The 26432-nt window shown below is 40.7% G+C and carries 26 protein-coding genes; 12 read left to right on the top strand and 14 right to left on the bottom strand.

The annotated features are described in order from the left end of the window. From rseP to R2Q66_RS12865, 11 genes are all read right to left on the bottom strand, one after another. Positions 1–1335, bottom strand: coding sequence for an RIP metalloprotease RseP (gene rseP / locus R2Q66_RS12915; RefSeq protein WP_316749577.1), 1335 nt, complete (start codon positions 1333–1335; stop codon positions 1–3). Between the two features lie 37 nt (positions 1336–1372). Continuing rightward, positions 1373–2524, bottom strand: a complete 1152-nt coding sequence (locus tag R2Q66_RS12910; RefSeq protein ID WP_316749575.1) for a 1-deoxy-D-xylulose-5-phosphate reductoisomerase — start codon at positions 2522–2524, stop codon at positions 1373–1375. Further along, a complete protein-coding gene (locus tag R2Q66_RS12905; protein WP_316749573.1) occupies positions 2525–4054 on the bottom strand; it encodes a GH3 auxin-responsive promoter family protein in 1530 nt (509 codons plus the stop codon). Positions 4055–4063: 9 nt separating this feature from the next. Next, positions 4064–4942, bottom strand: coding sequence for a hypothetical protein (locus R2Q66_RS12900; protein ID WP_316749571.1), 879 nt, complete (start codon positions 4940–4942; stop codon positions 4064–4066). Continuing rightward, positions 4939–5907, bottom strand: coding sequence for a glycosyltransferase (locus tag R2Q66_RS12895; RefSeq protein WP_316749569.1), 969 nt, complete (start codon positions 5905–5907; stop codon positions 4939–4941). Before R2Q66_RS12895 ends, R2Q66_RS12900 begins: the two co-directional genes overlap by 4 nt. A 3-nt stretch (positions 5908–5910) precedes the next feature. After that, entirely contained in the window at positions 5911–6864 is a 954-nt protein-coding gene (locus tag R2Q66_RS12890; protein ID WP_316749566.1) for a glycosyltransferase family 2 protein, read from the bottom strand. Positions 6865–6964: 100 nt separating this feature from the next. After that, the gene (locus R2Q66_RS12885) at positions 6965–7507 is read right to left on the bottom strand and encodes a DUF4199 domain-containing protein (protein WP_316749564.1); all 543 of its coding nucleotides are present in this window, start codon (positions 7505–7507) and stop codon (positions 6965–6967) included. A 17-nt stretch (positions 7508–7524) separates the two neighbouring features. Further along, positions 7525–8196 carry a hypothetical protein gene (locus tag R2Q66_RS12880; protein WP_316749562.1) on the bottom strand — a complete coding sequence of 224 codons (672 nt, stop codon included), beginning with the start codon at positions 8194–8196 and terminating at the stop codon, positions 7525–7527. Continuing rightward, the gene (locus R2Q66_RS12875) at positions 8189–9451 is read right to left on the bottom strand and encodes a dihydroorotase (protein ID WP_316749560.1); all 1263 of its coding nucleotides are present in this window, start codon (positions 9449–9451) and stop codon (positions 8189–8191) included. Before R2Q66_RS12875 ends, R2Q66_RS12880 begins: the two co-directional genes overlap by 8 nt. Beyond that, positions 9448–11496 (bottom strand): BatA domain-containing protein, encoded by a 2049-nt coding sequence (locus tag R2Q66_RS12870; protein WP_316749558.1) that lies wholly within the window; start codon positions 11494–11496, stop codon positions 9448–9450. The genes R2Q66_RS12875 and R2Q66_RS12870 overlap by 4 nt, the downstream gene beginning before the upstream one ends. 21 nt (positions 11497–11517) lie before the next feature. Continuing rightward, positions 11518–13095: a L,D-transpeptidase family protein gene (locus R2Q66_RS12865; protein WP_316749556.1), complete on the bottom strand. Its 1578-nt coding sequence runs from the start codon at positions 13093–13095 to the stop codon at positions 11518–11520. 291 nt (positions 13096–13386) lie between these two features. On the opposite strand from R2Q66_RS12865, the gene hisG reads away from it, so the two are divergent. The 10 genes from hisG (at position 13387) to R2Q66_RS12815 (ending at position 21943) form a co-directional block, all read left to right on the top strand. After that, complete coding sequence (gene hisG, locus R2Q66_RS12860; RefSeq protein ID WP_316749554.1) at positions 13387–14238, top strand: ATP phosphoribosyltransferase; 852 nt, start codon at positions 13387–13389, stop codon at positions 14236–14238. A gap of 73 nt (positions 14239–14311) precedes the next feature. After that, the gene (gene hisD, locus R2Q66_RS12855; RefSeq protein WP_316749552.1) at positions 14312–15598 is read left to right on the top strand and encodes a histidinol dehydrogenase; all 1287 of its coding nucleotides are present in this window, start codon (positions 14312–14314) and stop codon (positions 15596–15598) included. Between the two features lie 2 nt (positions 15599–15600). Continuing rightward, positions 15601–16644: a histidinol-phosphate transaminase gene (hisC, locus tag R2Q66_RS12850; RefSeq protein WP_316749551.1), complete on the top strand. Its 1044-nt coding sequence runs from the start codon at positions 15601–15603 to the stop codon at positions 16642–16644. A 6-nt stretch (positions 16645–16650) separates the two neighbouring features. Then, positions 16651–17784, top strand: coding sequence for a bifunctional histidinol-phosphatase/imidazoleglycerol-phosphate dehydratase HisB (gene hisB / locus R2Q66_RS12845; RefSeq protein WP_316749550.1), 1134 nt, complete (start codon positions 16651–16653; stop codon positions 17782–17784). Further along, positions 17784–18377 (top strand): imidazole glycerol phosphate synthase subunit HisH, encoded by a 594-nt coding sequence (hisH, locus tag R2Q66_RS12840; RefSeq protein ID WP_316749548.1) that lies wholly within the window; start codon positions 17784–17786, stop codon positions 18375–18377. Before hisB ends, hisH begins: the two co-directional genes overlap by 1 nt. A gap of 1 nt (position 18378) precedes the next feature. Next, on the top strand, positions 18379–19128 hold the full coding sequence (gene hisA / locus R2Q66_RS12835; protein WP_316749546.1) for a 1-(5-phosphoribosyl)-5-[(5-phosphoribosylamino)methylideneamino]imidazole-4-carboxamide isomerase: 750 nt from the start codon (positions 18379–18381) through the stop codon (positions 19126–19128). A 4-nt stretch (positions 19129–19132) separates the two neighbouring features. Next, positions 19133–19888 carry an imidazole glycerol phosphate synthase subunit HisF gene (gene hisF / locus R2Q66_RS12830; protein ID WP_316749544.1) on the top strand — a complete coding sequence of 252 codons (756 nt, stop codon included), beginning with the start codon at positions 19133–19135 and terminating at the stop codon, positions 19886–19888. Continuing rightward, positions 19885–20475: a bifunctional phosphoribosyl-AMP cyclohydrolase/phosphoribosyl-ATP diphosphatase HisIE gene (gene hisIE / locus R2Q66_RS12825; protein WP_316749542.1), complete on the top strand. Its 591-nt coding sequence runs from the start codon at positions 19885–19887 to the stop codon at positions 20473–20475. The genes hisF and hisIE overlap by 4 nt, the downstream gene beginning before the upstream one ends. 7 nt (positions 20476–20482) lie before the next feature. Then, the gene (locus tag R2Q66_RS12820; protein ID WP_316749540.1) at positions 20483–21379 is read left to right on the top strand and encodes a WD40 repeat domain-containing protein; all 897 of its coding nucleotides are present in this window, start codon (positions 20483–20485) and stop codon (positions 21377–21379) included. A gap of 87 nt (positions 21380–21466) precedes the next feature. After that, positions 21467–21943 carry an OsmC family protein gene (locus tag R2Q66_RS12815; RefSeq protein ID WP_316749538.1) on the top strand — a complete coding sequence of 159 codons (477 nt, stop codon included), beginning with the start codon at positions 21467–21469 and terminating at the stop codon, positions 21941–21943. Positions 21944–21962: 19 nt separating this feature from the next. Here R2Q66_RS12815 and R2Q66_RS12810 read toward each other — a convergent pair whose 3' ends face one another. Together R2Q66_RS12810 and R2Q66_RS12805 are read right to left on the bottom strand one after the other, a co-directional pair. Continuing rightward, positions 21963–22745, bottom strand: coding sequence for a C40 family peptidase (locus R2Q66_RS12810; RefSeq protein WP_316749536.1), 783 nt, complete (start codon positions 22743–22745; stop codon positions 21963–21965). 46 nt (positions 22746–22791) lie between these two features. Further along, on the bottom strand, positions 22792–24234 hold the full coding sequence (locus R2Q66_RS12805) for a serine hydrolase (RefSeq protein ID WP_316749534.1): 1443 nt from the start codon (positions 24232–24234) through the stop codon (positions 22792–22794). Positions 24235–24440: 206 nt separating this feature from the next. On the opposite strand from R2Q66_RS12805, the gene R2Q66_RS12800 reads away from it, so the two are divergent. Then, the gene (locus R2Q66_RS12800; RefSeq protein WP_265841298.1) at positions 24441–24896 is read left to right on the top strand and encodes a universal stress protein; all 456 of its coding nucleotides are present in this window, start codon (positions 24441–24443) and stop codon (positions 24894–24896) included. A gap of 53 nt (positions 24897–24949) precedes the next feature. Here the strand turns inward: R2Q66_RS12800 and R2Q66_RS12795 are convergent, their stop codons facing one another. After that, a complete protein-coding gene (locus R2Q66_RS12795; RefSeq protein WP_316749989.1) occupies positions 24950–25300 on the bottom strand; it encodes a 4Fe-4S dicluster domain-containing protein in 351 nt (116 codons plus the stop codon). 75 nt (positions 25301–25375) lie between these two features. Here R2Q66_RS12795 and R2Q66_RS12790 point away from each other — a divergent pair, with 75 nt between their 5' ends. Beyond that, positions 25376–26395, top strand: coding sequence for an acyl-CoA reductase (locus R2Q66_RS12790; protein ID WP_316749530.1), 1020 nt, complete (start codon positions 25376–25378; stop codon positions 26393–26395). The last annotated feature ends 37 nt before the right edge of the window (positions 26396–26432 follow it).

Genomic DNA, 26432 nt, shown 5'->3' with positions numbered 1-26432 from the left:
TTAAGGTTTGAAGAAGACTTTGAACAAGTCGTTCCCCAGTACAAAGACCATCAAGGACAATAAGATCACGAAGCCTACCATTTGTGCACGCTCCATAAATTTATCACCAAGTGGCTTTCCTTTTACCATTTCAATTAACAGGAATACAACATGTCCACCATCCAATGCAGGAATAGGTAACAAGTTCATAAATGCCAATGCAATAGAAATAAAGCCGGTAGAAGCCCAGAATCTAGCCCAGATCCACTCACCACCGTAAACTTTACGTGCGATCTCTACAGGACCTGAAAATGCTTTATTCGCATTAACTTTTCCGGTTACCACTTTCCAGATGCCTTTAGCATTGTCAGAGAATGTTTTCCATGCCTGATCTATACCAATTGGAAGCGCAGCAAACAAACTGTATTTAATAGTTTCCTGTTTAATCTCATCGACGTTAAAAATAAAACCAATAGTCCCTGAAGTATCCACAGGAATCATCAGGTCCATATTTTGTCCGGCACGATTGATCGTGAAATCAGTCGTTTTACCTTTGCTTTTGATAATCAGTTCGCGGACATCCACGTTATTTTTAACAGGTTCCTTATTGATGGCCACAATCACATCTCCTTTAAGTACACCTGCAGCTGCTGCTGGTTTCCCTGCAACCACACTATCTACCGTTGGCGAAAAAAGTGGTGTACGACTGATAAATCCTTCGATTCCAGAATCAGATACTTTATTCAGCAAATTATCAGGTACTTTAATATCTAAGGTTTTATTGCCACGGACAATCGTTAAAGTGGTATTTCCCAACAATACTTTAGAACTATACAGTTCTTCAAAACGAATCACTTTCTTACCGTTCACTGCAATTACCCTGTCTCCTCTTTGAAGACCGATTTCTTTACCGATCTCACCTGGATTAATACCAAGAAGCACAGAACTGTTTGGAATGAAGGTTTCTCCATATTTAAAGGTCATCATCCAGAAAATGAAAATACCTACCACAATGTTGACGAATACACCGCCCAACATCACGATCAGACGTTGCCAGGCTGGTTTACTCCTGAATTCCCAAGGCTGTGCCGGTTGTTTCAATTGCTCCGTATCCATGGATTCATCAATCATACCTGCAATCTTAACATAACCACCCAAAGGCAACCATCCTATTCCGTATTCACAATCACCGCGTTTGAAGCTAAATAATTTGAAGCCCCAGGCATCAAAAAACAAGTAAAATTTCTCGACTTTAATCCCAAAAGCACGCGCTGCAAGAAAATGTCCTAATTCGTGTAAAATTACCAGTATCGATAACCCCAGAAGCAACTGGGCTGCCATAATCAATCCGCTCATATCTTATATTAATGTTTTAATTTTGATTCGTTAATTCCTATTTTGTTACTAGTTGATTCGCAAATATACGCGTATGCTGATCCGTTTCTAAATAATTATTCAGACCAGGTTCTTCAATAAATCCAATCTCTTCCATACACCTTTCAATCACCTCACTCATCTCCAAAAAGCCGATTCTATCCTGTAAAAATGCGTTTACCACCACTTCATTGGCCGCATTAATGATACATGGCATATTGCCTCCTTTTCTCAAAGCAGTATACGCCAAATCAAGATTTCTAAAGGTTTCGTTATCCGCCGGATAAAAGGTCAGTTCCGGGTATTCCAGAAAGTTAAAACGCTTAAAGTCCGTACTTATTCTCTCCGGGTACGCAAAAGCATAATGAATTGGCAGTTTCATGTCGGGAACACCCATTTGTGCCTTCATCGAACCGTCCTTAAACTGGGCGATAGAATGAATAACCGACTGTGGATGCACAATCACATCAATCTGATCGGCTTCCAGATCAAACAACCATTTTGCTTCAATCACTTCCAGCCCCTTATTCATTAAAGAAGCAGAATCTATCGTGATTTTAGCACCCATCACCCAGTTTGGGTGTTTCAAGGCCTGTGCTTTGGTTACATTGGCCAGAAACTCGCGGTCTTTCCCTCTAAAAGGACCACCGGAAGCAGTAAGATATATTTTTTCCAGCGACTGATTTCCCTCACCTACCAGGCATTGGAAGATCGCAGAATGTTCAGAATCGACAGGAATGATGTTTACACCGTGTTTTTTAGCCAGACTGGTGATTAAATCACCGGCTACCACCAAAGTTTCTTTATTCGCCAGGGCGATGTCCTTTCCTGCTTCAATTGCAGAAATGGTCGGTTTTAAACCGGCAGAACCCACAATAGCGGTCAGCACCAGGTCTACTCCTGCCAAAGCAGCAGCTTCGCATAAAGCTTCTTCTCCTGCCAATACCTTGATTGGAGTACCCGATAAGGCAGATTTTACCGCCAGATATTGACTTTCATCTCCGATAACCACCAGTTGTGGCTCAAATGATAAAGCCTGACTGATCAGTAAAGCAGCGTTGGATTGAGCGGTTAACGCTAAAACCTTGTATAATCCGGGATTAGCTTCAACTACAGCTAATGCCTGGGTGCCTACAGATCCTGTAGACCCTAGTATTGATATATTCTTCAATTAAAATTCTCCCTGTTCTTCGCCTGTACGACGAATTGTAAAACTACTTAAATCATCTGCAATCTTCCTGTCATTTGATAAACGAGGGACTTTATTCTGTCCACCCAGCTTACCTTCCGCCCTCATATAGTTCACAAACGCGTCTTTTTGCAGGGAACGGATGATCAAAGGTTGCAGTATTTTACCTTCAATGAGGTCAAAATAGTAAATATTCTTCTTTTGCAAAGCCTGATCTACCTTTTTACTAAACGCAGCAAGGTCTTTTGGCGCAACTGAGAATTCTACAAACCACTCATGGTAAGGCAATTCTCCCTGTGGTGCATTCACCTGAGGCGCCACGGTAAATTCGGTGATCCCTACCCCCTCTTCATTGGCTACCGTTAAAAGTGCGTGTTCCACTTCTTCCCCAATCACATGCTCTCCAAAAGCGGAGATAAAATGCTTGATTCTTCCGGTAACCATGATCTTATAGGGATCTTTTGATACAAATTTGATGGTATCGCCTAAGCTATATCCCCATAAACCCGCATTCGTATTCAGAATTAAAGCATAGTTTTTTTCCAGCTCCACTTCTCCCAGACTTAAACGCGTCGGGTTTTCATTGTAATATTCATCTGCTGGCACAAACTCATAAAAAATTCCTGCCTTCGCCAATAACAATAAGCTTTTATCCTTTTGGCTATCCTGATAAGCAATAAAACCTTCCGATGCCGGATAAGTTTCTATGGTATCTATCTTTCTGCCGATGCTTTCTTCAATTTTCGCACGGTAAGGCTCGTAATTCACGCCACCATAAACGAACAGACTAAACTCAGGAAAGATATCCTTGATCTTTTTACCGCCCGATTGCTCCCGCAGCTTATCAAAATACATCTGCACCCATGGCGGAATGCCGGATATCAGTGTCATATTCTCCTGAATAGTCTCCTTTACAATCGCATCTACTTTCTCTTCCCAATCTTCAATACAATTGGTTTCATATGAAGGAAGTCTGTTTTTTTGCAGGTATTTAGGCACAAGGTGAGCCACGATACCTGATAAACGACCTACATTGATGCCATGTTTTTTTGTCATCACCGGACTGCCTTGTAAAAAGATCATCTTTCCGTTGATGAACTTCACATTGCCCGTTTCATGAATATAGGTTAATAATGCGTTTCTTGCTGCCTTGATATGCTCAGGCATAGATTCCTTAGAAATAGGAATGTATTTTACACCGGAAGTAGTACCCGATGTTTTGGCGAAATACTGTGGTTTTCCTTTCCACATCACATCAGCTTCGCCTGCCACTACGCGGTCAATATAAGGCCTTAAGGCCTCATAATCTCTTAATGGAACCTGCTTTTTAAAATCTTCATAGTTGCGGATTTCCCCGAAACCATGGTCTTTACCAAAAACAGTATGTTTGGAGGAATCCAGTAGCTGCGCAAGAATCGTATGCTGTGCAGCTACTGCATTTTTTTTCCATTTATTGATGCCTCTGACTACAATTGCTGCAAACGGTTTACTTAATGCCGCTTTTAATCCCATAAACTATTTTTAAACGATGTTATGTAAAATATCAGGATGTTCATCTCCCTTATATTCTTTCACCATTCTACGGTAAGCTACAGTTACTAAAGCTGTGGAGAACGGTACAACGATAAAGGAACTAAAAATAGCTGTAAATAAAGAAACGTAGGAATAAATCTCGTAGTTGAAGATCAGACTGATCAATTGAAAACCACTTACGACTACGATATAGAAAAACCCGAAAACAATCGCCTGAATCAGCACAAAACCGCCAAAAATAAACAACAATTTAATGAAGTTTCCCTTGGTGGTGGCCAGACTCAGCTTAATCGATTCAAATGGGTGCACATGTTTGTCAATGATAAAGAAAGGGAAGAAAATGATCCTGATGAAGGTAAAAAAGATGCTCAGAATCGCAATGGCTACTGCAATGTTGACGATCACCTTACCCGCAGCAGTAAAATTCTCAATGAATCCCTGGTTCATGGCAAACTTTAAAATCAGATCCAGCACATACAATACCGGTAGTAATAAAATTCCTACCAGGAAAATACTGATCCCAAAATATACCGTACCGACTAAGAAACGAATGATTTCCGTCCTCGTTGGTAAAGTTTCGATGATCTGAATGTCTTTGTCGTCTTCCTTATCCAGCAGGCGGAAAATGTATTTCAGCAGGGAAAGGTTAACGATACAATACAATAACACAAAGATCAGCAACATCACCACCCTTACGCCTGTAGGAAGTTCTCCCATAAAAAAGGCCATAAAAGTGGAGGTGGAAACGGTTATAAAAACCAGAAAACACAAGGTGGCAATAGAGAAATAATTGTCGCGCGTAACGATCCAGGCCTGCATGATTACATCCTTCACCGTAAACGTACTCTCCTTTAAAAAATTTATCATGGTTGTTTAAATACTACACGCTTAAAAAAATCCTGCATAAACCCTAACCCATATGCGGTTAGTTGAATGAATGATGCAATGATACTAAAAAATGCCACTTTTAAAGATTTGTTGATTTGCCAGGAATGAAAAAAGATCATGACAAAGTACAGCAGCAACATAAAGTTACAGATAAAAGCCATAGGCGGCCAAATGATATTCATCAACAAAGTGAAGATCACAAAACAGGTAAAAGCCGCAGGAAAGAAATGGACTATTTTCAGTTCCGAAGGGAAATGTTTGTAGATATTGATCCTTGCTCTTCCAAAAAAGTGCAGTTGTTTATAAAACTGGCCGAAGCTGGTTCTTCTCTTATGAAAAACTTTAGCTGCAGGGATGAGTCCGATCTTAAAGCCACTTTCATGGATTCTGATGCTGTACTCAATATCTTCTCCTAAACGGGTCAGGATAAAACCACCTACTTTTTCCCATACCGCTCTGGAAACGCCCATATTGAAGCTTCGCGGATGGAACTGGCCAATGTGTTTCTTGTTTCCTCTGATCCCACCTGTAGTAAAAGGGGAAGTCATCGCATAGCTGATCGCTTTTTGTACCGGTGTAAAAGTATCATGGGCAGCATCCGGACCGCCATAAGCATCCAGATGGTGTTCAAAAAGATAGTTTTTCACCGTTTCCAGGTAATCATCCGGAATCAGACAGTCAGAATCGAAGATGACGAAATAATCGCCCTTAGCCCGCTCAAAACCGTAGTTTCTGGCAAAGCCTTGCCCTTCATTAGGTTTAAAGAAATACTTAATATCCAGTTGATTCTCGTATTCCGAGACAATCGCTTTCGCATCATTTGTAGATCCATCCTCTATCACCAGAACCTCAAACTGAGGATAAGTCTGCTGTACCAAAGTATTCAGCAGCTCATCAATTTCCTGTGGACGGTTATATAAAGGGATAATTATAGAAAAAAACATAGCTTAAAGGATTTCCTTTTCAATAAGATAAGCATTTCTTTCCGGTGCATTTCTGGTCACCAGCTCTGCAACAAAGCCCGTTAGGAACAATTGAGAACCTAAAATAATGGCTACTAAAGCAATGTAAAATAAAGGCTGGTCGGTGATTTCCCTTTTATAAGGAATCAACATCGCGATATGGTATAACTTTACACCGATCATCCAAAGCGCCATAATGGTTCCCAAAAGGAAACTCAACACGCCTAATGATCCAAAAAAGTGCATTGGTCTTTTACCAAACTTGCCCACAAAGAAGATAGACAGTAAATCCAGGAAGCCATTTACAAATCTGCTCAGTCCGAATTTAGTAACGCCATATTTCCTTGCCCTGTGTTCTACCACCTGCTCACCTATCTTTTTGAAACCGGCCCATTTTGCAATTACAGGGATATAACGGTGCATTTCTCCGTAAACTTCGATGGTTTTAACCACTTCTTTACGGTATGCTTTTAAGCCACAGTTGAAATCATTTAACTGAATACCAGACATTTTCCTGGTGGCTGCATTGAATAATTTGGTCGGAATGGTCTTTGTAATCGGATCGTAGCGCTTTTTCTTCCATCCGGAGATGATGTCCAGCTTTTCTTCTTTGATCCTGCGGAATAATTCAGGAATCTCATCAGGGCTATCCTGTAAATCTGCATCCATCGTGATGATGACATCACCCTGTGCCGCTTCAAAAGCAACATTCAGTGCGGCTGATTTACCATAATTCCTTCTGAATTTAATGCCTTTTACGGTATTAAACTGAGTTTTCAATTCTTCAATCACTGCCCAGGAAGTATCAGTACTTCCATCATCAACAAACAGGATTTCGTAAGAGAAGTTATTCGCTTCCATCACCTTAGCAATCCAGGAAGTTAACTCCGGAAGAGACTCTTCTTCATTATATAAAGGAACTACAATTGAAATATCCATGACTTAATAACGTGCTAAAAAAAAGCAACGTGCAAATTTCATCAAATAAAATGATAAAACTGCACGTTGTATATTTATAAATACATAGGTTAAAATTACTTTAATCTATGTGAGACTCTCTTTCCTTCTTGAAAACTGCTGCGCCAACAAGACTTGCGATCAAACCGATGATCGTATAAGTAATCGCTGTTCCGAAGCCAACAAATAGTCCCATATAAGGACGCATCATTTCCACTCCTTTAAGTTTTTGAGCATCATCACCAGCTTGTTCAGCCGCAGCTGCAAACAATTCATCCGTAGCCGATTTATCTACAAAATAATAGATTACCTGTACCAGAAAGAGTAGCAATCCAGCATAAGCCGCAACTTTAAATCCCGCAGAAAAACCACGTTTAAAACTCATGAAATCACCGAGTTCTTTTTTATGGTTCGTTTGCACATAGACAATAGCCAAAAAGAAAGGAACATAAGATAATAACTGACTCACCACTTTAGAAGCGGTAGACAAATGGGTATTCGCAGGACTGATGTTCAGAAATTTAAACACAAAAATCAGTACAAAAAAGTATAGTGCGAAAGCTATAGCTGCTTGAAAAGCCAGTTTATTTGGCTTTTTTTCCATCTCAATTAAGTCTTGGTCCATATATTATGATTTATGTGTTAGTTTTTGTTAAAATTAGCAATTAACGTATATACTGCAATGTCAAACTCCTTATTAGGGCTATACTCTTCTAAATCTTTAACGATTTCTTCACTTTCTTTTGGTGCATGGAAGAAACACATGAAAGGAATGAATAAATCTTCCATTTCTTCGCTCAATTCGATCATACCTACATGACTGCAAATATCTTCTACACTACTTTCTACCAGATTCTGGTTGGTGATCAAATCTTCATAGATATGGAATTCGTCCTGGAACTCATCCTCTTCTACCAATAAGAATTCTTTCAGGAAGTCGCCAAGCTCAGGCTTAATGCGCTCATCATGACATTCATTGATGTACAATAACAGATTTAAAAGCTCTGTACCTCTATCGATTGTCTCTTCCTCAATATCCGCCCACTCATCCGTTTCCAGGTAATCTTCTTCCAGTTTTTTCACATCATTGGCGAAAAAGTTAATCATCAATAAATCGAAGAAAACCTCTCTTAATGCCTCAAATGCAGGGTACTCATCAAATGCCTCATCAAATTCTTCTACCTTCTCCAGGAAGCCAAGATCTTTACTAAATATTTCGATCAACCTCTCTTCTAATTTGATGGAATCTATTCCAGATACCGCTGCAAATTTATCTAACGACGCAATTAGCGCTGTTCTAACATGATTATCCATATGCTTGTAATTGTTTGTTATTATATACCAGTTGAACTTTACCGGTTAATTTTTTATTTAAAAGCGGTGAGTTCGCTGATTTTGATTGATTATTTGAAATATTATATTCCCATTCCAGCGTTGGGTGATACACCGTGAAATTGGCGATCTCGTGCTCTTCAATGACCGGAACAGCAAGATTTAACAATTTGCGGGGATTGATCGCCAGCTTTTCTGCAATCTGTGTTGCATCCAGTCCGGCTTTAAGCATTAAAGGTAAAACCGTTTGCAAGGCAATGATGCCATAAGCAGCGATTTCAAATTCTACCGCTTTAAATTCTATTTCCTGCGGACGATGCTGAGAACATACCGCATCAATAGTACCGTCTTTTAAGCCGTTGATCAATGCTTTTACATCAGATTTGCCACGTAATGGTGGTTTCACCTTGTAATTGCTGTCGAAATCATTTAAAAGCTCTTCGGTGAACACCAAATGGTGCGCAGCCACATCACAACTGATCTTTAAACCGTCTTTTTTTGCCTTTTTAATAAGCGCTACCGAACCAGCAGTAGAAATATTACTGATGTGTAATGGCGCTTCATGGTAAGTAGCCAGGAAGATATCCCTGCTGATGTGCATTTCTTCCGCTAAAGCCGGCACACCTTTCATGCCCAGCAATACACTGGTTTTACTCTCATTGATCTGCGATTTACCAGAGATCGATTTATTTTCCGGATGCACCATCATCAGGCCGTTAAAGCCTTTCAGGTATTGCAAAGCGCGACTCATGAATCCATCGTCACAAATCGGTTTTGTACCATCAGAAAACGCAACGGCACCTGCCTGTTGCATATCGTACATCTCCGCCAGCTCTTTTCCTTCCAGATCACGACTAACTGCCCCGATTGGCAATACATCTACCAGATTTCCTTTGGCTTTGTTGATGATATAAGCGATTTCTCCTTTAGAATGAACAATCGGTCTGGTATGTGGCAAAACCGCCAATCCAGTAAAACCACCAGCCATAGCGGCGCGGGTTCCCGTTTCTACATCCTCTTTAGTCTCAAATCCAGGATCTCCTATGGAGCAGTTCAGGTCAAAAAAGCCTGGTGATAAAATGGCACCTGCTCCGTCAAAAATTTCTTCCTTGCCGGAAGATTGCAGGTTACTACCAATTGCAGTAATCTTGCCCTGTTCTACACGTACATCACAAGTTTTTTGATGGAACTGGCTATTTGGGTCGGCAATGGTTACCCCAGTGATGAGAAGATTCATGGTTTTTGTATGTTTTTTGTTTTATTAAAAAATCGGATCAATAGTATTTCGATGGCTAAAAAAACAACAGTCAAAATTAGGCAAAGTTTCCATAACTCTATACTGCTATTTTTCGCCTGTATATTTAAGGACAAGGCATCTTTCTGAGAATTGTGCATCGCGACCTGCTGTCCGGCAAATAAGTCCTTCAGCTTCTGATCGTTTATGTAATTCATATCGGACTCCCTACGGTCGTCATTAAAAGCCAATACTGCGAGTACAGAATCGGTTCTTTTCAGGTCGTAAAAGCCAGTTTTCTTAATCTGGTCTGCAATATACAGCAGCGTTTTCCCTGGTGTCTGACGGATTTCAGGAATGATTTCCTGGCCATCAGCAGATTTAAGGATCAACGATTGATTGGCGCCAACTGTAGTTTTTTGCTGCTCCAGCAAATCATCTTTGCCGGCAGTATAATACATGGGCTGTTCTTTAGCACTGCTAAAAGCTACCTTAAACAAGAGGGGCACAAAGACCGGATGTCTGGATAAATTACTGTCTTCAGGTTTTAAGCTGCTGGCCGATAAATATATATCTCCTGCTCCGGATGGATATCTCGCAAAAAGCGTCTGGTTTAATGGCAATTGAAGAATACCTTCTTTCCCGGTTGTATTTCTTTCCAGATAACTGAAATACCTGTTCACCAAAGGAAGGTCCATATTAGCAGGAACCTGATCAAATACATCTTTAAACAAAGGATCTTTCAGTTCGATGCTGCTGTTTACTGCTGTTCCGGTATTTAATTTCTGTACGGCAGGTAGCGATAATGCTGTTAAAAACGGGGTATAAACCGCAGCACCAGCATCCAGATCCGGAAAGATCAATAAAGAACCACCGTTTTGCACATAGCTTTTAAGTTGCTGCGCCAGTCCGGAGGAAGGTTGTTTTAAACCATTCAGCACAATCAGACTATACTCCGGGAAGCTTGAATAATTGATGTTCGCCTCTGCCATTTCCTTTAATTTAAAATAAGGATCGGTAGCGAACAGTGATTTGATAAATTGTTGGCTGGGATCGCCAGAGATACTTAAAACCTTCATTTCGCTATTCACGCGGAAGCTAAAATTCAGTTCATCATCAAAAGTGATCGGGAAATCTTTAATAGACAACAGGCCTTTTTGCCATCCTTTTTGCAAACCGCTGAAAGCTAAAGTGTCTTTCACAGATTTTCCGGCAGGGACTTTAATGCTACTGATGGCTTTTTGTTGCTGATTGATCAGCAGTTTCAAAGGAACATCATTGGCATCCTCAGAACCATAATTATGCAGCTGTACGACTAGTTTTTCCGCCTGATTTGGCTGATGAACCGGCGATAAGCTCCAGACACTGTCTACCGCAATATTCGGAAGTGCATTGGCATTTAATTTAATCAGGGAATACCTGATCTCAGGATCAGATTTTATTTTTGATGTCCCTGCAAAGTTCTGCTGAAAATCAGAAAGCAGGTAAACGATCTGATTTTTTCTGGAATCACCCTCCTGCTGTAGCCTGTTAACCACTTGTTGCAGGTTTCTATTGGCCGGAGATATTTTCACATCTTCCAGCATTTGAATAAAAGCTTCTTTGTTTAATTTACGTTGATGTTTCCCTTCAAAATCATTGGTCAGCAATTGAAACTGGTCGTTCAGCTGATAGGCTCCGGCAATTTCTTTCGCCTTGCGCTTTGCTTCATCCAATAGGTTCCCCTCCTTGTTTACCGTTTCCATACTGTAGGAATTATCGATATAAACACTGATGAGATTACCTTTATTAGGGTCTGCACCTGTTTCCAGGGGGATATAAGGCCTTGCAAAAGCAAGCACCAAAAACATCACTGCAAGAATCCTGCAGGCCAATACCAATAAATGCTGTAGCTTATCCCTGGAAGAATTCTGTTCTTTAGCTTCTTTAAGAAACTGTACGTTACTGAAATATACCTGCTTAAATTTCCTAAAATTAAATAAGTGAATTACAATAGGAATGGCTATTGCCAGCAGTGCGAAAAGAAAACCTGGGTATAGGAAATTCATTAAAAACCAAAGGTAGAACTTTTACATGAATTTCCTCATAGCTGACCATAAAGTTTCATCTAAACCATAAACATCTGCCCGATATTGCATTGAACCGTTCTGTGACCAGGCAGTAATGTAATTGATAATCAATGGAACCTGCTTTTTGGTACCGAACCAGGTTGGTTTTAGCTTAAATAAATTAACGGTATCTGCTTTTTTTGCCAGTTTCTTGCGATACAGAGCCATTTTAGTGGTGTCTAAAGGCGGAAGGTTGACTTCCATCCTGAGCTGATCGTAACGGTTTTTATCTTTAACCAGGTTCTGGGCAAATTCTAAAGGTTTTTCAACGCGGATACAACCATGACTGATGGCGCGGTTGGCTCTTGCAAAACCACTTTTATTATTGGTGTCGTGCAGGTAAATACTGGAACCATTGTCGAAGATAAATTTGAATTTACCCAAAGCATTCCCATCTCCGGAACCTTGTTTAAACTGGTATGGTAATTTCTCTCTCGAGTAGTTGCTCCACTGAATGGTATCGGGCTCGCCAATCAATTTCCCATTGCGGTACACATTGATATTGCTGTTAGAAAGATAATAAGGATCTTTTCTGGCCATCCAATAGATTTCATTTCTGGCGATACTCACTGGAATATTCCAGATCGGATTTACCTGAATAGAGTTCAGCTTACTATATAAGATCGGTGTTTCATGGTTTTTTGGTTTATCATCGAGGTTCCCACTTTTCAGGTATTTAGCGATTTTCTCTGTGTATCCATCTTCTCTCTTTCCGCCTACGCAAACTTTCATATGGCTTAGCGTATCTTCTTTGCTAAACCAGGTCAAAGAGAAATCAGGGATATTTACTTCCACGTACTCATTCCCCATCTCGGGCAACTTCCACCTTAAACGTTCCATATTTACCAGAATCGTTTTCGCCTGATCGCTTTTCCCCAAACCCGCAGATTTTAAATCGGCTAGTTTGTGTTGTAAGGCTAAATATTGCTTAGAAGCTGGCTGAATTTCTTTCAGTAAAACCTGGATATCTTTAGTTTCCATCACCTTAGACATACTTACACTATCCGGGCGTTTTACCGGGACATAATAACGGGAGAACAGTTTACGTGGGTTTACACTGCCGTAACTAACAAAATTATCATACTTCGTTAAGCTTTCCGCAGCATTCAGTTCTAAGTCTGCCAGGACAGGATAAACTTCCTGAATGGTTTTAAATTGATTAACAGAAAGGGCTTGTAAAGCCTTTTTCAATTCTTCCAAACGGAAAAGCTCCGGATTGTAACCATGGGCATCTACCCTTGCGATGTAAGCTGTTAAGGTATCCAATCCGCCGGTAATGAAAAACTGAGTCACCAGACGTGGCTCCTCATTATGGCTCGCATAAAAGTTTTTAATCGTATTTGGATTGGTTAATTTTCCTTTCAAAGCATCAAAACGTTGCTTAAAGACTACATTATATTCAGCGGTATCAAAATCTTTGTAAAGTTTTTTGTCAAAATGCTTAGATAGCACTAAACCAATCTCCGGCGTATCCTTAAACCAGGAACAGGCGTTTAATAGTAGACAGAACGGGATTAAAAGGAACAGTATTTTTTTCAATGTGGTATTTTTTTTACAAAACTAGATGTTAATTGTCATTATCAAACTGAATTAGGCAAATTAAATGCCATATATATTTTGATTTGTGCTTTCAATCTATATATTTGCAGTTCCACAGCATGCTAATACTTGTTGATTAAGGACTTAAAAATAATTATGACACTAATTTTGAACCATCACTTACATTTGCACCATCGCCTGTCGGCGATGTATATGTAATGTTTTGTACTTCAAAACTTGTTTCCGAATTACCTTCTTGTCCAATTTTCAACAAATTCAACTATAGCATAATTGAAAACACTTAAAATAGCTATCCAGAAATCTGGTAGATTAAACGAAAAGTCAGTAGAAATTCTTAAAAATTGTGGTTTATCATTCGAAAACTACAAAAGTTCCCTAATATCCACCGTTACTAATTTCCCTTTAGAGATTCTTTTCCTGAGAGATGATGATATTCCGGAATATGTTCAGGATGGCATTGCCGATTTAGGTATTGTTGGCGAAAACGTCATTGTAGAAGCTGGCGCAGATGTATCTTATCTCCAACGTTTAGGCTTTGGAAAATGCACTTTAAAAATTGCCATTCCAAACGAAAGCAGAATCACAGAGATCGCACAATTAGAAGGTAAAGCCATCGCGACTTCTTACCCGGTCATCTTAGAAAAATACCTGAAAGAAAATCATGTCAATGCAGAAGTAAGAACCATTTCCGGTTCTGTAGAAATCGGTCCTGGTTTAGGATTGAGCGATGCCATCTGCGATATCGTATCTACTGGTGGTACTTTAAAGAGCAATGGTTTAAAACCATTCTCGGAAGTGATGAAATCTGAAGCGATCCTTATTGGAAGCAAAGGTTCTGAGCTACTTCCTGAAGTTCAGGAGCTATTACAAAGAATACTTTCAGTGTTACGCGCTAAAGAAACCAAATATGTGGTCTTGAACGTAGCGAAAATCAACCTGAAAAAAGTAGTTGATTTATTACCGGGTGTGAAAAGTCCAACAGTAGTTCCTTTGTTTGATGAAGAATGGGTTGCCGTTCATTCTGTAATTGCAGAACACGATTTCTGGGAAAAGATCAACAGCCTGAAAGCTGCCGGTGCTCAGGGAATTGTAGTGATGCCAATTGAGAAAATCATCGCTTAAGCTCCGCTTAAAAACTAATCATATGGAAACCATCATGCTGATGATCGTTTCATAACCCTTAAAATATACTTTGATGAAAATCTATAGTTATAAAGATTTAACTGAACAGGAAATCAAAAACCTCTGTTTAAGACAGCTGGAAGACGACAGTTCTATTCTGGATCGTGTAACTCAAATCATTGAGCAGGTAAAAACCCGCGGAGATGCTGCATTGATCGATTATGCGCAGCAATTTGATCAGGTAGCCTTAACGGAATTATACCTTTCGGAAGCCGAAATTGAAAGTATTGCGGCTACGATTCCGGCAGCAGAAAAAGCCGCCATTGATACTGCTTATGCCAATATCAGGGCCTTTCACGCGGCCCAGGCCAACACAGAAGATAAGTTGGAAACCATGCCCGGCGTAACCTGCTGGCGGGAATCCAGACCAATCGGCCGTGTGGGATTATACATTCCCGGCGGATCGGCAGTTTTACCCAGCACCTTTCTGATGCTTGGTATCCCCGCTGTATTGGCAGGATGTAAAGAAATTGTAGTCTGCTCCCCTCCTCAAAAAGACGGAAAAACCAATTGCTACCTTGCTTACTGTGCCCTAAAGCTTGGTATCAAAAGAATATATATGATTGGCGGCGCACAAGCTGTTGCGGCCATGGCTTATGGAACGGAAAGCGTGCCTAAAGTTTACAAGATCTTTGGTCCGGGGAACCGTTACGTAACCCAGGCAAAACAACTGATCCAATCCAGCAGCATGATGGCAATTGATATGCCTGCGGGGCCTTCAGAAGTTTTAGTCATTGCGGATGAAAGTGCAAACCCAGCTTTCATTGCCTCCGATTTGCTGGCTCAGGCAGAGCATGGCGCCGATAGTCAGGCGATTTTAGTAGCTACTTCAAAGGAAATAGTGACCGAAACGTTAAAACAAATTGAAGCGCAGATTGCTATACTTCCCAGAAAAGACGTTACCGAAAAAGCGATCGCCAATTCTTATGTCGTATTGGTAGAGAACCTGGAACAGGCTATGGAATTTAGCAATGAATATGCACCGGAACACCTCATCTTAGCCAGCGCTAAATTTGAGCAACTGATCCCCCTGATTGAGAATGCAGGTTCCGTATTTCTAGGTAACCTGACTCCCGAAAGTGCCGGTGATTATGCCTCAGGAACTAACCATACCTTACCTACCAGCGGTTTCGCGAAAGCGTACTCTGGCGTATCTCTGGATTCTTTCCTTAAAAAAATCACCTTTCAACACATCACGGAACAAGGATTAGCCAATATTGGCAACACCGTTGAAGTATTAGCCGCAGCAGAAGGTCTGCAAGCGCACAAAAATGCAATCACTATTCGTTTAAAATCATAAAGATGGATATCAATAACCTCCAAAGAGAAAACATCAAAAATCTGAAACCATATTCTACCGCAAGAGATGAATATAAAGGACAGGCCAGTGTATTTTTAGATGCCAATGAGAACGGATACGGTTCTCCATTAGATGTCAACTTTAACAGATACCCGGATCCATTGCAACTGGATCTTAAAGATGCCATCAGCAAAATCAAAGGTGTACCCATTGAAAATACTTTCCTTGGAAATGGCAGCGATGAAGCCATAGACTTATTGTTCCGCGCTTTTTGTGAGCCTGGAAAAGACAATGTGATCATCCTTCCACCAACTTATGGGATGTATGAAGTTTCTGCCAACATCAACAATGTAGAGGCCAGAAAAGTAAACCTGCTACCAAATTACCAGTTAGACCTGGAGAAAATTGCAGAAGCAATTGATGAAAACACGAAACTGATCTTCATCTGTTCACCAAATAATCCAACCGGAAATTCTATTATCCGCACAGATATCGAAACGGTCCTGGCTAACTTCCAGGGATTGGTGATCATTGATGAGGCTTATATCAACTACGCGAAACAACGCACTTTTATTAAGGAGCTCACAGAATACCCTAACCTGGTTATTTTACAAACCTTTTCTAAAGCATGGGGTCTTGCCGCATTACGCTTAGGAATGGCATTTGCTGCCCGTCCGGTTATCGACATCCTCAATAAAGTAAAACCGCCTTACAACATCAATCAGGCCACTCAGGATCTTGCTTTGAAAGCTTTGGAAAACATCGCCCAGGTAAATGAGTGGATTAAAATTACCGTCTCAGAAAGAGAAAACCTGAGCGAAGCACTGATCGATTTACCAATCGTTAAAAAAGTTCATGCTTCTGATGCCAATTTCATACTAATTGAAGTCATTGATGCGTTGAAAACTTACGACGCTTTAGTAAACCAGGGCATCATCGTGAGAGACCGTTCTAAAGTAACTTTATGTGAGGGCTGCCTTAGAATCACGATAGGAACCCCACAAGAAAACGAAATCCTTCTGGCAGCTTTAAAAGCGCTTAACTAATAAAACATGAAACAAGTATTATTTATTGACAGAGATGGCACCCTCATTAATGAACCACCTGATGAGCAGATCGACTCTTTTGAGAAACTGGAATTCTACCCACGCTCTCTTTATTACCTTTCAAAAATAGCCAAAGAGCTGGATTTTGAATTGGTAATGGTGACCAACCAGGATGGATTGGGAACAGATTCCCACCCCGAAGCTAACTTCTGGCCGGTACACAACTTTGTAATGAACACATTTGCCAATGAAGGCGTAGTCTTCAATGAGGTGATCATCGACAAAACTTTTGCCCATCAAAATGCCCCGACGCGTAAACCTAACATCGGTTTATTGCAGCATTTCCTAAACGGAGATTACGACCTGGAAAACTCTTTTGTGATTGGTGATCGCATCAATGACATCATTCTGGCGAAAAATCTGGGTGCAAAAGCCATTTGGCTTTGCAATAATATGCAATTAGGTGCCAATGAAAATCTGGATAAAATTGAGGCCCTTAACGAGCATATTGCGTTAAAAACTCAAAACTGGGAAGATATTTACACCATGTTGAAAGCCGGAACACGGACCATTCACCATGAAAGAAATACCAATGAAACGAAGATCAGCATCGATATTGATCTGGATGGCACCGGCAAAGCAGAAATCTCTACAGGATTAAACTTCTTTGACCACATGCTGGACCAGATCGCCCGTCATGGCAGTATCGACCTGAAAATTAAAACCAATGGCGACCTTCATATCGATGAGCACCATACCATTGAAGATACCGGAATCGCCCTTGGCGAGGCATTTGCCAAAGCAATCGGCAATAAATTAGGTTTGGAGCGCTACGGTTTCTGCTTACCGATGGACGATTGTTTAGCACAGGCGGCTATCGATTTTGGCGGCAGAGCATGGATCGTTTGGGACGCGGAATTTAAGCGTGAAAAAGTTGGTGATATGCCTACAGAAATGTTTTATCACTTCTTCAAATCCTTTAGTGATGCTGCAAAATGTAACCTGAACATCAAGGCAGAAGGCGAAAATGAACACCATAAAATTGAAGCTATCTTTAAAGCTTTCGCTAAAGCCATCAAAATGGCGATTAAACGCGATGCAGAAAAGTTAGTCTTACCGAGTACTAAAGGCGTATTGTAATGATTGGAATTGTAAACTACGGCGCAGGCAACATCTTTTCACTCAGCTCCGCATTGGAAAGACAAAACCTGAACTATGGGATGGTGAACACGGAAGAAGATCTGGATAAATATACCCATATCATCATTCCAGGGGTTGGCCATGCTGGTGCAGCCATGAAAAAACTGGAACAAACCGGACTGGTAGCGCCCATTAAAGCGCTTAAAAAACCGGTGCTTGGGATCTGTGTAGGTATGCAGTTACTAACCAGCCATTCAGAAGAAGGAGACGCGACATTAATGGGCATCTTCCCTTTAAAAACCAGGTTGTTCGACAAAAACCAGGGTATTAAAATCCCACACATGGGATGGAATAATATCGAACATAAAAACAATCCATTATTTGAAGGGGTTACTAATGGGACACAATTTTACTTTGTGCATTCGTACTTTATTGAATATAACCCTATTTTTGATATTGCCACAGCAAATTATGGTACGCCATTTTCTGCTGCGATACAAAAAGACAACTTCTATGGCGTTCAGTTCCACCCGGAAAAATCCGGGAGCGCCGGCGAACAGATATTAAAGAATTTCTCAAACTTAAAACAATAAAATGTACATCATTCCTGCTATTGATATTTTAGATGGTAAAGTCGTTCGCCTTAGAGAAGGTGACTATAACCAGAAAACTGAATATGATGTTTCTATCGCTGAAATGATCGAAACATACCGTTCTAACGGTACAGAATTCATACATATTATTGACCTAAACGGTGCTAAAGGAGATTTCAGTAACCAGAAAGCATTGTTTGAAATCATCAGTAAAACTGATATGCGTGTACAATACGGAGGCGGAGTACGCACCATCCAACAGGTTACAGACCTATTGGATGCTGGAATTCACCGCGTTATCGTAGGTACACAAGCCATTACTAACCCTGATTTCCTTTCGGAATTAAGTCAGGAAGTAGGCAAGAAATATGATTATGCCAACAGAATCGTGGTTGCGATTGATGTGTTGGATGAAGTGATCAAATATTCTGGCTGGATGGAAAGTTCACCAATCAAATTAATGGATTACGTGGATAAATGTCTGCAACTGGGCTTTTTCAGATTCCTTTGTACCGACATCAACAAAGACGGAAAACTAGGCGGAGCCGCTGTAGACCTCTATAAAAAACTATTGGAGCATTCTCCATTCATTAAACTGATCGCTTCGGGCGGTGTAAGTTCGATGGCAGATATTGAAGAGCTTGCGAAATTAGACATCCGTTCTGTAGTAGTGGGTAAAGCCATTTATGAAAACAGAATTACCATTGAGGAGATCAAAGAATGGAATTTAAAGCAAATGACTTCTCTTTAGGCCGATGCTAAGTAAACGTATCATTCCATGCCTGGATGTTAAAGATGGCAGAACGGTTAAAGGGGTCAACTTTGTAGACCTTAAAGACGCGGGAGATCCGGTAGAACTGGCCTGGCAATATGCACAGCAAGGTGCCGATGAACTCGTATTTCTGGACATTACCGCTACCCACGAACGTCGTAAAACGATGATAGAAATGGTGAAATCAGTTGCCCGTCAGCTGAATATCCCTTTTACCATTGGCGGCGGAATTACCACGATTCAGGATGCAGAAGCCCTGTTAAACGCAGGTGCAGACAAGATCAGCATCAATTCAGCAGCGGTCAAAAACCCTGCTTTAATTGAAGAACTGGCTGCTGCATTTGGCGTTCAATTTGTAGTGGTGGCCGTAGACACCAAATTGGTGGAAGGTAAAAACCGCGTTCACCTGAACGGTGGCCGGTTAATCACCGAACTGGAAACTGAAAACTGGATCCGCCAGGCGGAAAGTATGGGTGCCGGAGAAATCCTGCTCACCTCTATGGACCATGACGGGACAAAACAAGGGTTTGACTGTGGCTTATTGAAAACCATCACTCAAATGATCAACATCCCTGTGATTGCCTCCGGAGGTGCCGGAACGGTAGAACATTTCATAGAAGTATTTGAAAAAACAGGCGTCGATGCAGCCCTTGCGGCTTCGGTATTTCACTTCGGTGAGATTCCTATCCCCGACCTGAAACAAAAATTAAAATACCACAATATACCTGTAAGGTTATGAATATAGATTTTGAAAAAACAGACGGACTGGTTCCTGTCATCATTCAGGACGACCAGACACTGGAAGTTTTAATGCTGGGTTATATGAACCAGGAGGCCTGGACAAAAACTCAGGAAGAAGGCAAAGTAACCTTCTTTTCCAGGTCTAAAAACCGCCTCTGGACTAAAGGTGAAGAAAGTGGTAATTTCCTTTTCGTAAAAGACACGCATATTGATTGCGACCGCGATACGATTTTGATTAAAGCAAGTCCGGTAGGCCCAACCTGCCATACCGGAAGCAGAAGCTGCTTTAAAACCGACTACAATCAAAACTTCCTTTTTGAACTGGAAAGCATTATCTCCGACAGGTACGAAAACCCTTCAGAAGAGTCTTATGTCAACAAACTTCGTCAGAAAGGACTGAACAAAATTGCCCAAAAAGTAGGTGAAGAAGGTGTTGAAACCGTGATTGCTGCTTTAAATGAAACCGATGAAGATTTTGTCAATGAAAGTTCCGACCTGATTTTCCACCTTTTAGTCCTGCTGAAAGAAAAAGGAAAAAGCTTAACGGAGATTGCGCAGAACCTAGAAAAAAGACACCGTAAATAAAATTATCATGCTGAAACACTTACATACCCTAAACGGACACCAGAACCCAATTTATGCCTTAGCGAATGCGCCTGAAAAAGATACCTTTTTTAGTGCCGGTAATGACAAAGGCGTAGTACAATGGTCGCTGGAAACGATGGGTTTTGTAAAAGTGCTTGTACCGGTGCAAAGCTCTGTCTATGCTTTGCACCGCTTCGGCAACTTGTTATTCATTGCGCAACGTAGTGGCTCCATCCTGGTCTTCAACCTGGAGGAAGAAAAAGTAATTACCACTTTAAACTTCCATCAGAAAGGGGTGTTCGACCTCAAGACCATTACTTATAAAAATGAATTGCTGAGTACCGGAGAAGATGGAACCCTTGCCGTATGGTCTTTAGCAGACTTCTCTTTATTGTATCATTTCGAGGTGATTCCTCAAACGGTCAGAGTCATTGCCTTGAGTAATGATGAGAAAGAAATGGCATTGGGTGCCAAAGATGGCCTCATCAGAATCTACAATACAGAGGATTACAGCCTTCTTAAAGAACTTAAAGCGCATACCCACCCTGTTACCGCCCTGCAATACTCCCCTACCGGAGATTATCTGATTTCGGGAAGCCGCGATGCACAGTTAAAAGTATGGAGCCTGCCTGGTTATGAACTGATCAATAGCATTGCTGCACACATGTTCAGTATCTACGCCATTGCCTTTCATCCTACCAAGCCCTATTTTGCGACCTGTAGTCAGGATAAAGGCATTAAAATCTGGGGCAGTACCGATTTCAAATTGTACAAAATAATGAGCCTCGAAAAGAATACCGAAGGACACTTCCATTCGATCAATAAACTGATTTGGAGTACCGATGGGAAATACCTGATTTCTACCGGAGACGACAGGCAAGTGATGGTTTGGGATTTTAACTAACAGGTTATCAGAATACTGCCATTTACTTTCAAAAAACTGAGGAAAGAAAACTAAGAATGTTTAAATTGGTATAAAATAGTACCGATCATGGCAAAAGAACACCAATATAAAACCGCAGTCACCTGGACAGGAAATAAAGGTTCAGGGACAATGGACTATCGCTCATTCGACAGAAGCTACGTGATTTCCATTGTCCATAAAGCCGACATCTCAGGTTCTTCAGATTCCGCATTTCTAGGCGATAAAACCAAACACAATCCAGAAGATTTACTCGTTTCTTCCCTATCCTCCTGCCACATGCTTTGGTACCTTCACCTGTGTTCTCAGAACGATATTATTGTGATGGATTACAAAGACAATGCCGTAGGTACGATGCTGGAAAACGCAGATGGTAGTGGTTATTTTTCCGAAGTTACCTTACATCCGGTGGTTACCATCACCAGAGCGATTGATCAGGATAAGGCGAATGCCCTACATGAGGAGGCACATAAAATGTGTTTCATTGCCAATTCCTGCAACTTTCCGGTGAAGTGTGAACCCAGCTGCATCATAGAAGGCAATTAACTCCTTTAAATAAATCAGCTTAAATAAAGCGTTTAATGATTCTGAGTTGGTGACTATAACGTCCCAACTCTGCATTATAGATCCCCTGATCATCTATCGGGTCGATTCTGACCTTACCTGAGGCATGGATAATGCGATCTGCACTGAGCATGATGCCCACATGAATGATCTTACCCTCAGTATTGTCGAAAAAGGCAACATCTCCAGGTTTCACGGCTGGTAGAAAATCGACTACATCTCCTTGCTCTGCCTGCTGCCAGGCGTCACGTTTCAATTGAAAACCGTTCAGTTTAAATACAATCTGTACAAATCCCGAACAATCTATCCCGAATAAATTCCTGCCACCCCATAAATAAGGTGCATTTAAAAAGAAAAGTGCATGCTGGATCAGCTCTTCCGGGGTATGGAAAGCCGTGATTTTTAGAGGCGTAAACATGACCGCGAATTTTTCTGCTCCAATGGTACAAAAGCCGTTTTCTAACATCGGCAGGTTACTTCCCGGAGAAAGGTAATATTTAGTACCCTGCTCATCAATCACTGTTCCCATCAATTCTGCAGGAACCACATGGTCGCAGGAATGGTTGTTCACATACTGCTCCAGGGTAATCATGACCAGCTGTTTGAAATCCATCCAACCCTCATAACCATCAAAAGCATTATAAACCAGCCACCAGTTTTCTTTCTTTTCCAGGATCTCTACATGATCCCCAAAAAGCAATTGAGAACTAATTTCGGCCCTATCAGAGGCATCAGTCCTTAGCGGCGCGATGGCCACCCTACAAATTCCATATTCTTGTTCCATATGTTCACTGAACTACTGCCATAAAAATAGCAATAACTCCATCATATTACAATTTTTGAGTCATCCCTATTTCGGCCCCATTCTGAAATAAGACCAACTTCTTCGTTTTACCATCTTTGTCCAGACTAAACTTAATCCTTGCCGGTACTACGGTATAAAAGAAACTATCCTCAGACTCCGGATAAATCTGAACCTCTGCCTGAGTATGATAACGGGCATAAAGATGGTTTCCATCTGCACGGATCTTCATTTTAAGTGCCGGAGCCTGGTCAACTACATATTCACCAGCTAAGGGTTTTAATTTTTCTGCAGCAATTGGGATACTTTTCTTAATGACTGCTTTTACTGGAATCTCAGGTTGCTTCCCATCAAGGAGTTGAACAGCTCCAGCCATCAATTGATAAACACTTGCCTTATTGCTGTAATTTGTCAAGAGAATAATGGTTCTTTTTAATCTGGTATTCCTAAGCATCAGATTAACATAACCACCAAAGCCACCAGTATGGAACATCTCCTCCCCCATTACTTCCCCTGGACTCATCATCCAGCCAAAACCAAAAGGACAACCCGGCATCATCTCCGCAAATTTATCGGATCCCACTAATTTTGTAGGGGTAAAAGCCGCTTTAAAAGTCTCTTTACTAACCAGTTTCTCTGTATATAATACCTGATCCCATTTAAAGAGATCATTGATCGTACTACTGATGCCATATGGTCCATTTACGCCGTCCAAATAATTCGTCATGTCACTTTTAAGATCATCCGTTTTAACATAACTATTTATCGCAGCATCCCAAACTTCATCACTGGCGTAATTGAGGATCTTTTTTGGAGTGGTTAGTCTGGAATAAACTTCCGTGTGTAGCATGCCCACCGGAAGAAATACATGCTTTTTCATATAAGCAGCAAAGGACTGACCAGATATCTTTTCTACGATAGTCGCAAGCAGCAAATAGTTAGTATTGGAATAACTACAGGCTACACCTGGTTTAAAAATCGGTTTAAGTTTACTACTTGCTAGTTTTTCAATGATATCCGTATTAAAGTTCACCTTGTTAATAGCTAAATCATTGGCTGAAAACCCTAAAAATTCAGGAACACCTGAGGTATGTGTTAATAGATTCCTAATCGTTACCCTTGGATAATCCAATTCCGGAAAATACTGCTTTATGCTATCCTCATAATTAAGCTTTCCTTTTTCCTGCAACTGCATAATCGCCATTGCGGTAAACATTTTGGAAACCGAAGCCAATTCAAAAGCCGTTTCCGTGTTCAACAGGTGGTTTTGCTGCTCATCAGCATAGCCATAAGCTTTGCTAAAAACCGGCTTCCCCTCTTCGGCTATTAAAATGCAGCCATTTAAATTCTTCTGAGCATAAATCGTATCGAAGTAAGTTTGCAGTTTCGCTGCGTTATTCTGAGCATACAAAGCGGGATTTAACAGGCAAGAACCCGCAAGCAGGGCAATGGAGAAAATTCTGAAATTCATGGAGTACGTTAATTGATAAGGAAAGATAGCCAATAAAATGAAGAATAGAAATTACGTGATGAGTTTCCATAAAGCCATTGGAAATCTATATATTAGGCAGTAGAATTTCCTTTTTCAGGAAATCCACAACAGGATATAACTTTAGCTAACCAAACAATTTACCTTAAAAAGATGTCTTAATAGTATAACCATTAAATTGTAAGACCATGAACCTTAAAAAGATTTTAATTGCTGTCGACAATAGTACCTGCTCCGAAAAGGCGGCCAAGACAGGGTATGAAATCGCGAAAACATTTGGTGCAGAAGTTGCGCTGGTTAACATTATAGAACCGATTCCGGCCAATATCAACCCGGATCTGACGCTTGCTCCTGTGTTTCTGGAGACTTACGACAACAGTGAAGAGAATAGCAATATGCTATTGAAAGAAATAGAGTCTAAATATAGCCTGGGGATTCCAACCACTTATTTAAGTGTGATTGACAATGCCGCACATGGCATCATTCAGCAATCCGACGAATGGGGTTCTAACCTGATTGTGATCGGTACTTACGGCCGAACTGGTCTTTACCATTTCTTAATGGGAAGTGTTGCAGAACACGTAGCCAGAAAATCCGCCTGTCCGGTACTGATCGTTCCCAATAAATTTGAAGATAAAGATTAAGCATAAAAAAAGGACGCCAAAAGCGTCCTTTATATTTTTCAATACTTCTGTTCTTAGTTTTCCTGATGTAACCAGGCCTTTTTAGCCAATAGCTCTTCTTCAGTTTCACGCACGTCTTCATCATCAACACAGCAATCTACCGGGCAAACTGCCGCACATTGAGGTTCATCATGAAAGCCTTTACACTCTGTACATTTATCGGAAACGATATAATAAACTTCGTCCGAACCAGCTTCCATAGCTGCTTCTGAGTCCACTTCTTTACCGCCGAAATCAATGATACCATTTAAATTGGTTCCATCAGAGAATCTCCAGGCTGTGCCTGCGTCATAAATTGCATTATTTGGGCATTCAGGCTCACATGCTCCACAGTTAATACATTCGTCTGTTATTTTAATAGCCATGTCTTCGTCTAATTCTAATGCTAAGGTTACCTTTGCAAGGCAAATATAACACATAAACTTTAAAATAATTGGAATATGGCAATCCTTACTGCTGAAAAACTCAAAATTGCACTCAAAAAGCTTGGTCAATTTACAGCCAATCCCGATCCTGACTTTAAAAATTTAATTTTAGCAGCACCAAACAGCAATGCCTGGTTCACCGTTGAGGAAGTAGAAAAAGCCTTAAAAGCGTTGCATCACATGCTCAACGACGAGGATATTGAAACCTGGTTCAAATCGATCAAGGTTAGCGAGACGCCAAAAAGAGTCGGTTTAATCTTAGCGGGGAATATCCCGATGGTTGGTTTTCATGATGTAATTTCTGTACTGGCTACCGGAAATATTGCATTAATCAAACTTTCCGGTTCAGATGACAAGTTGTTACCTGCCCTACTGCAAAGACTGGTTGAATTTGAACCGTTACTGGCAGATCAAATCGTTTATATAGAAAGACTGAAAGATTTTGATGCAGTAATTGCGACCGGCAGTAACAATACTTCCCGATATTTCGATTACTATTTCAGTAAAGTACCTAATATCATTAGAAAAAACAGAAATAGTGTAGCGGTCTTAACCGGCAAAGAAAGCAGGGAAGAAATCACCATGTTAGGTCATGATATTTTTGATTACTTCGGATTAGGTTGCAGAAATGTATCTAAACTTTTCATTCCGGAAGATTACGACATTAAGGATTTCTATGAGCCGATTGAAGGTTACCAGGACATCATCAACCATTTCAAATACAACAACAATTACGATTATAACAAATCTATTTACCTGGTCAATGCAGCTACGCATTTCGACAATGGATTCCTGTTGCTGAAAGAAGACACCAATATGGTATCGCCTTTGGCTGTCCTGTTTTACGAGCGCTACAAAAACCTCGAAGAGGTTCAGGAAAGACTAACTAAAGAAGAAGAAAACATCCAATGCGTGATTTCTAAGGCTGATTTAAAGCTAAATACTACTGTTTTGGCACCAGGGCAAAGTCAGGCACCTAAATTATGGGATTATGCAGACAATGTAAACACCATTGAATTCCTGAACCAGATATAAAGGTCTGATTCTTGTAACGCTAAAATTAGGGCTGGCC

Origin of the sequence: Pedobacter gandavensis (assembly GCF_032677645.1) — a bacterium.
In the GTDB taxonomy this organism is placed as follows: domain Bacteria; phylum Bacteroidota; class Bacteroidia; order Sphingobacteriales; family Sphingobacteriaceae; genus Pedobacter; species Pedobacter gandavensis_A.
Note: the sequence above shows the minus strand (reverse complement) of the source record. Positions and strands in the feature narration are given on the sequence as shown.

Coding starts and splice junctions, on each gene's coding strand:
- rseP (WP_316749577.1), bottom strand. CDS start 1,335: ATGAGCGGATTGATTATGGCAGCCCAGTTGCTTCTGGGGTTATCGATA.
- R2Q66_RS12905 (WP_316749573.1), bottom strand. CDS start 4,054: ATGGGATTAAAAGCGGCATTAAGTAAACCGTTTGCAGCAATTGTAGTC.
- R2Q66_RS12900 (WP_316749571.1), bottom strand. CDS start 4,942: ATGATAAATTTTTTAAAGGAGAGTACGTTTACGGTGAAGGATGTAATC.
- R2Q66_RS12895 (WP_316749569.1), bottom strand. CDS start 5,907: ATGTTTTTTTCTATAATTATCCCTTTATATAACCGTCCACAGGAAATT.
- R2Q66_RS12890 (WP_316749566.1), bottom strand. CDS start 6,864: ATGGATATTTCAATTGTAGTTCCTTTATATAATGAAGAAGAGTCTCTT.
- R2Q66_RS12885 (WP_316749564.1), bottom strand. CDS start 7,507: ATGGACCAAGACTTAATTGAGATGGAAAAAAAGCCAAATAAACTGGCT.
- R2Q66_RS12880 (WP_316749562.1), bottom strand. CDS start 8,196: ATGGATAATCATGTTAGAACAGCGCTAATTGCGTCGTTAGATAAATTT.
- R2Q66_RS12875 (WP_316749560.1), bottom strand. CDS start 9,451: ATGAATCTTCTCATCACTGGGGTAACCATTGCCGACCCAAATAGCCAG.
- R2Q66_RS12870 (WP_316749558.1), bottom strand. CDS start 11,496: ATGAATTTCCTATACCCAGGTTTTCTTTTCGCACTGCTGGCAATAGCC.
- hisD (WP_316749552.1), top strand. CDS start 14,312: ATGAAAATCTATAGTTATAAAGATTTAACTGAACAGGAAATCAAAAAC.
- hisC (WP_316749551.1), top strand. CDS start 15,601: ATGGATATCAATAACCTCCAAAGAGAAAACATCAAAAATCTGAAACCA.
- hisB (WP_316749550.1), top strand. CDS start 16,651: ATGAAACAAGTATTATTTATTGACAGAGATGGCACCCTCATTAATGAA.
- hisH (WP_316749548.1), top strand. CDS start 17,784: ATGATTGGAATTGTAAACTACGGCGCAGGCAACATCTTTTCACTCAGC.
- hisA (WP_316749546.1), top strand. CDS start 18,379: ATGTACATCATTCCTGCTATTGATATTTTAGATGGTAAAGTCGTTCGC.
- hisF (WP_316749544.1), top strand. CDS start 19,133: ATGCTAAGTAAACGTATCATTCCATGCCTGGATGTTAAAGATGGCAGA.
- hisIE (WP_316749542.1), top strand. CDS start 19,885: ATGAATATAGATTTTGAAAAAACAGACGGACTGGTTCCTGTCATCATT.
- R2Q66_RS12820 (WP_316749540.1), top strand. CDS start 20,483: ATGCTGAAACACTTACATACCCTAAACGGACACCAGAACCCAATTTAT.
- R2Q66_RS12815 (WP_316749538.1), top strand. CDS start 21,467: ATGGCAAAAGAACACCAATATAAAACCGCAGTCACCTGGACAGGAAAT.
- R2Q66_RS12810 (WP_316749536.1), bottom strand. CDS start 22,745: ATGGAACAAGAATATGGAATTTGTAGGGTGGCCATCGCGCCGCTAAGG.
- R2Q66_RS12805 (WP_316749534.1), bottom strand. CDS start 24,234: ATGAATTTCAGAATTTTCTCCATTGCCCTGCTTGCGGGTTCTTGCCTG.
- R2Q66_RS12800 (WP_265841298.1), top strand. CDS start 24,441: ATGAACCTTAAAAAGATTTTAATTGCTGTCGACAATAGTACCTGCTCC.
- R2Q66_RS12795 (WP_316749989.1), bottom strand. CDS start 25,300: ATGGCTATTAAAATAACAGACGAATGTATTAACTGTGGAGCATGTGAG.
- R2Q66_RS12790 (WP_316749530.1), top strand. CDS start 25,376: ATGGCAATCCTTACTGCTGAAAAACTCAAAATTGCACTCAAAAAGCTT.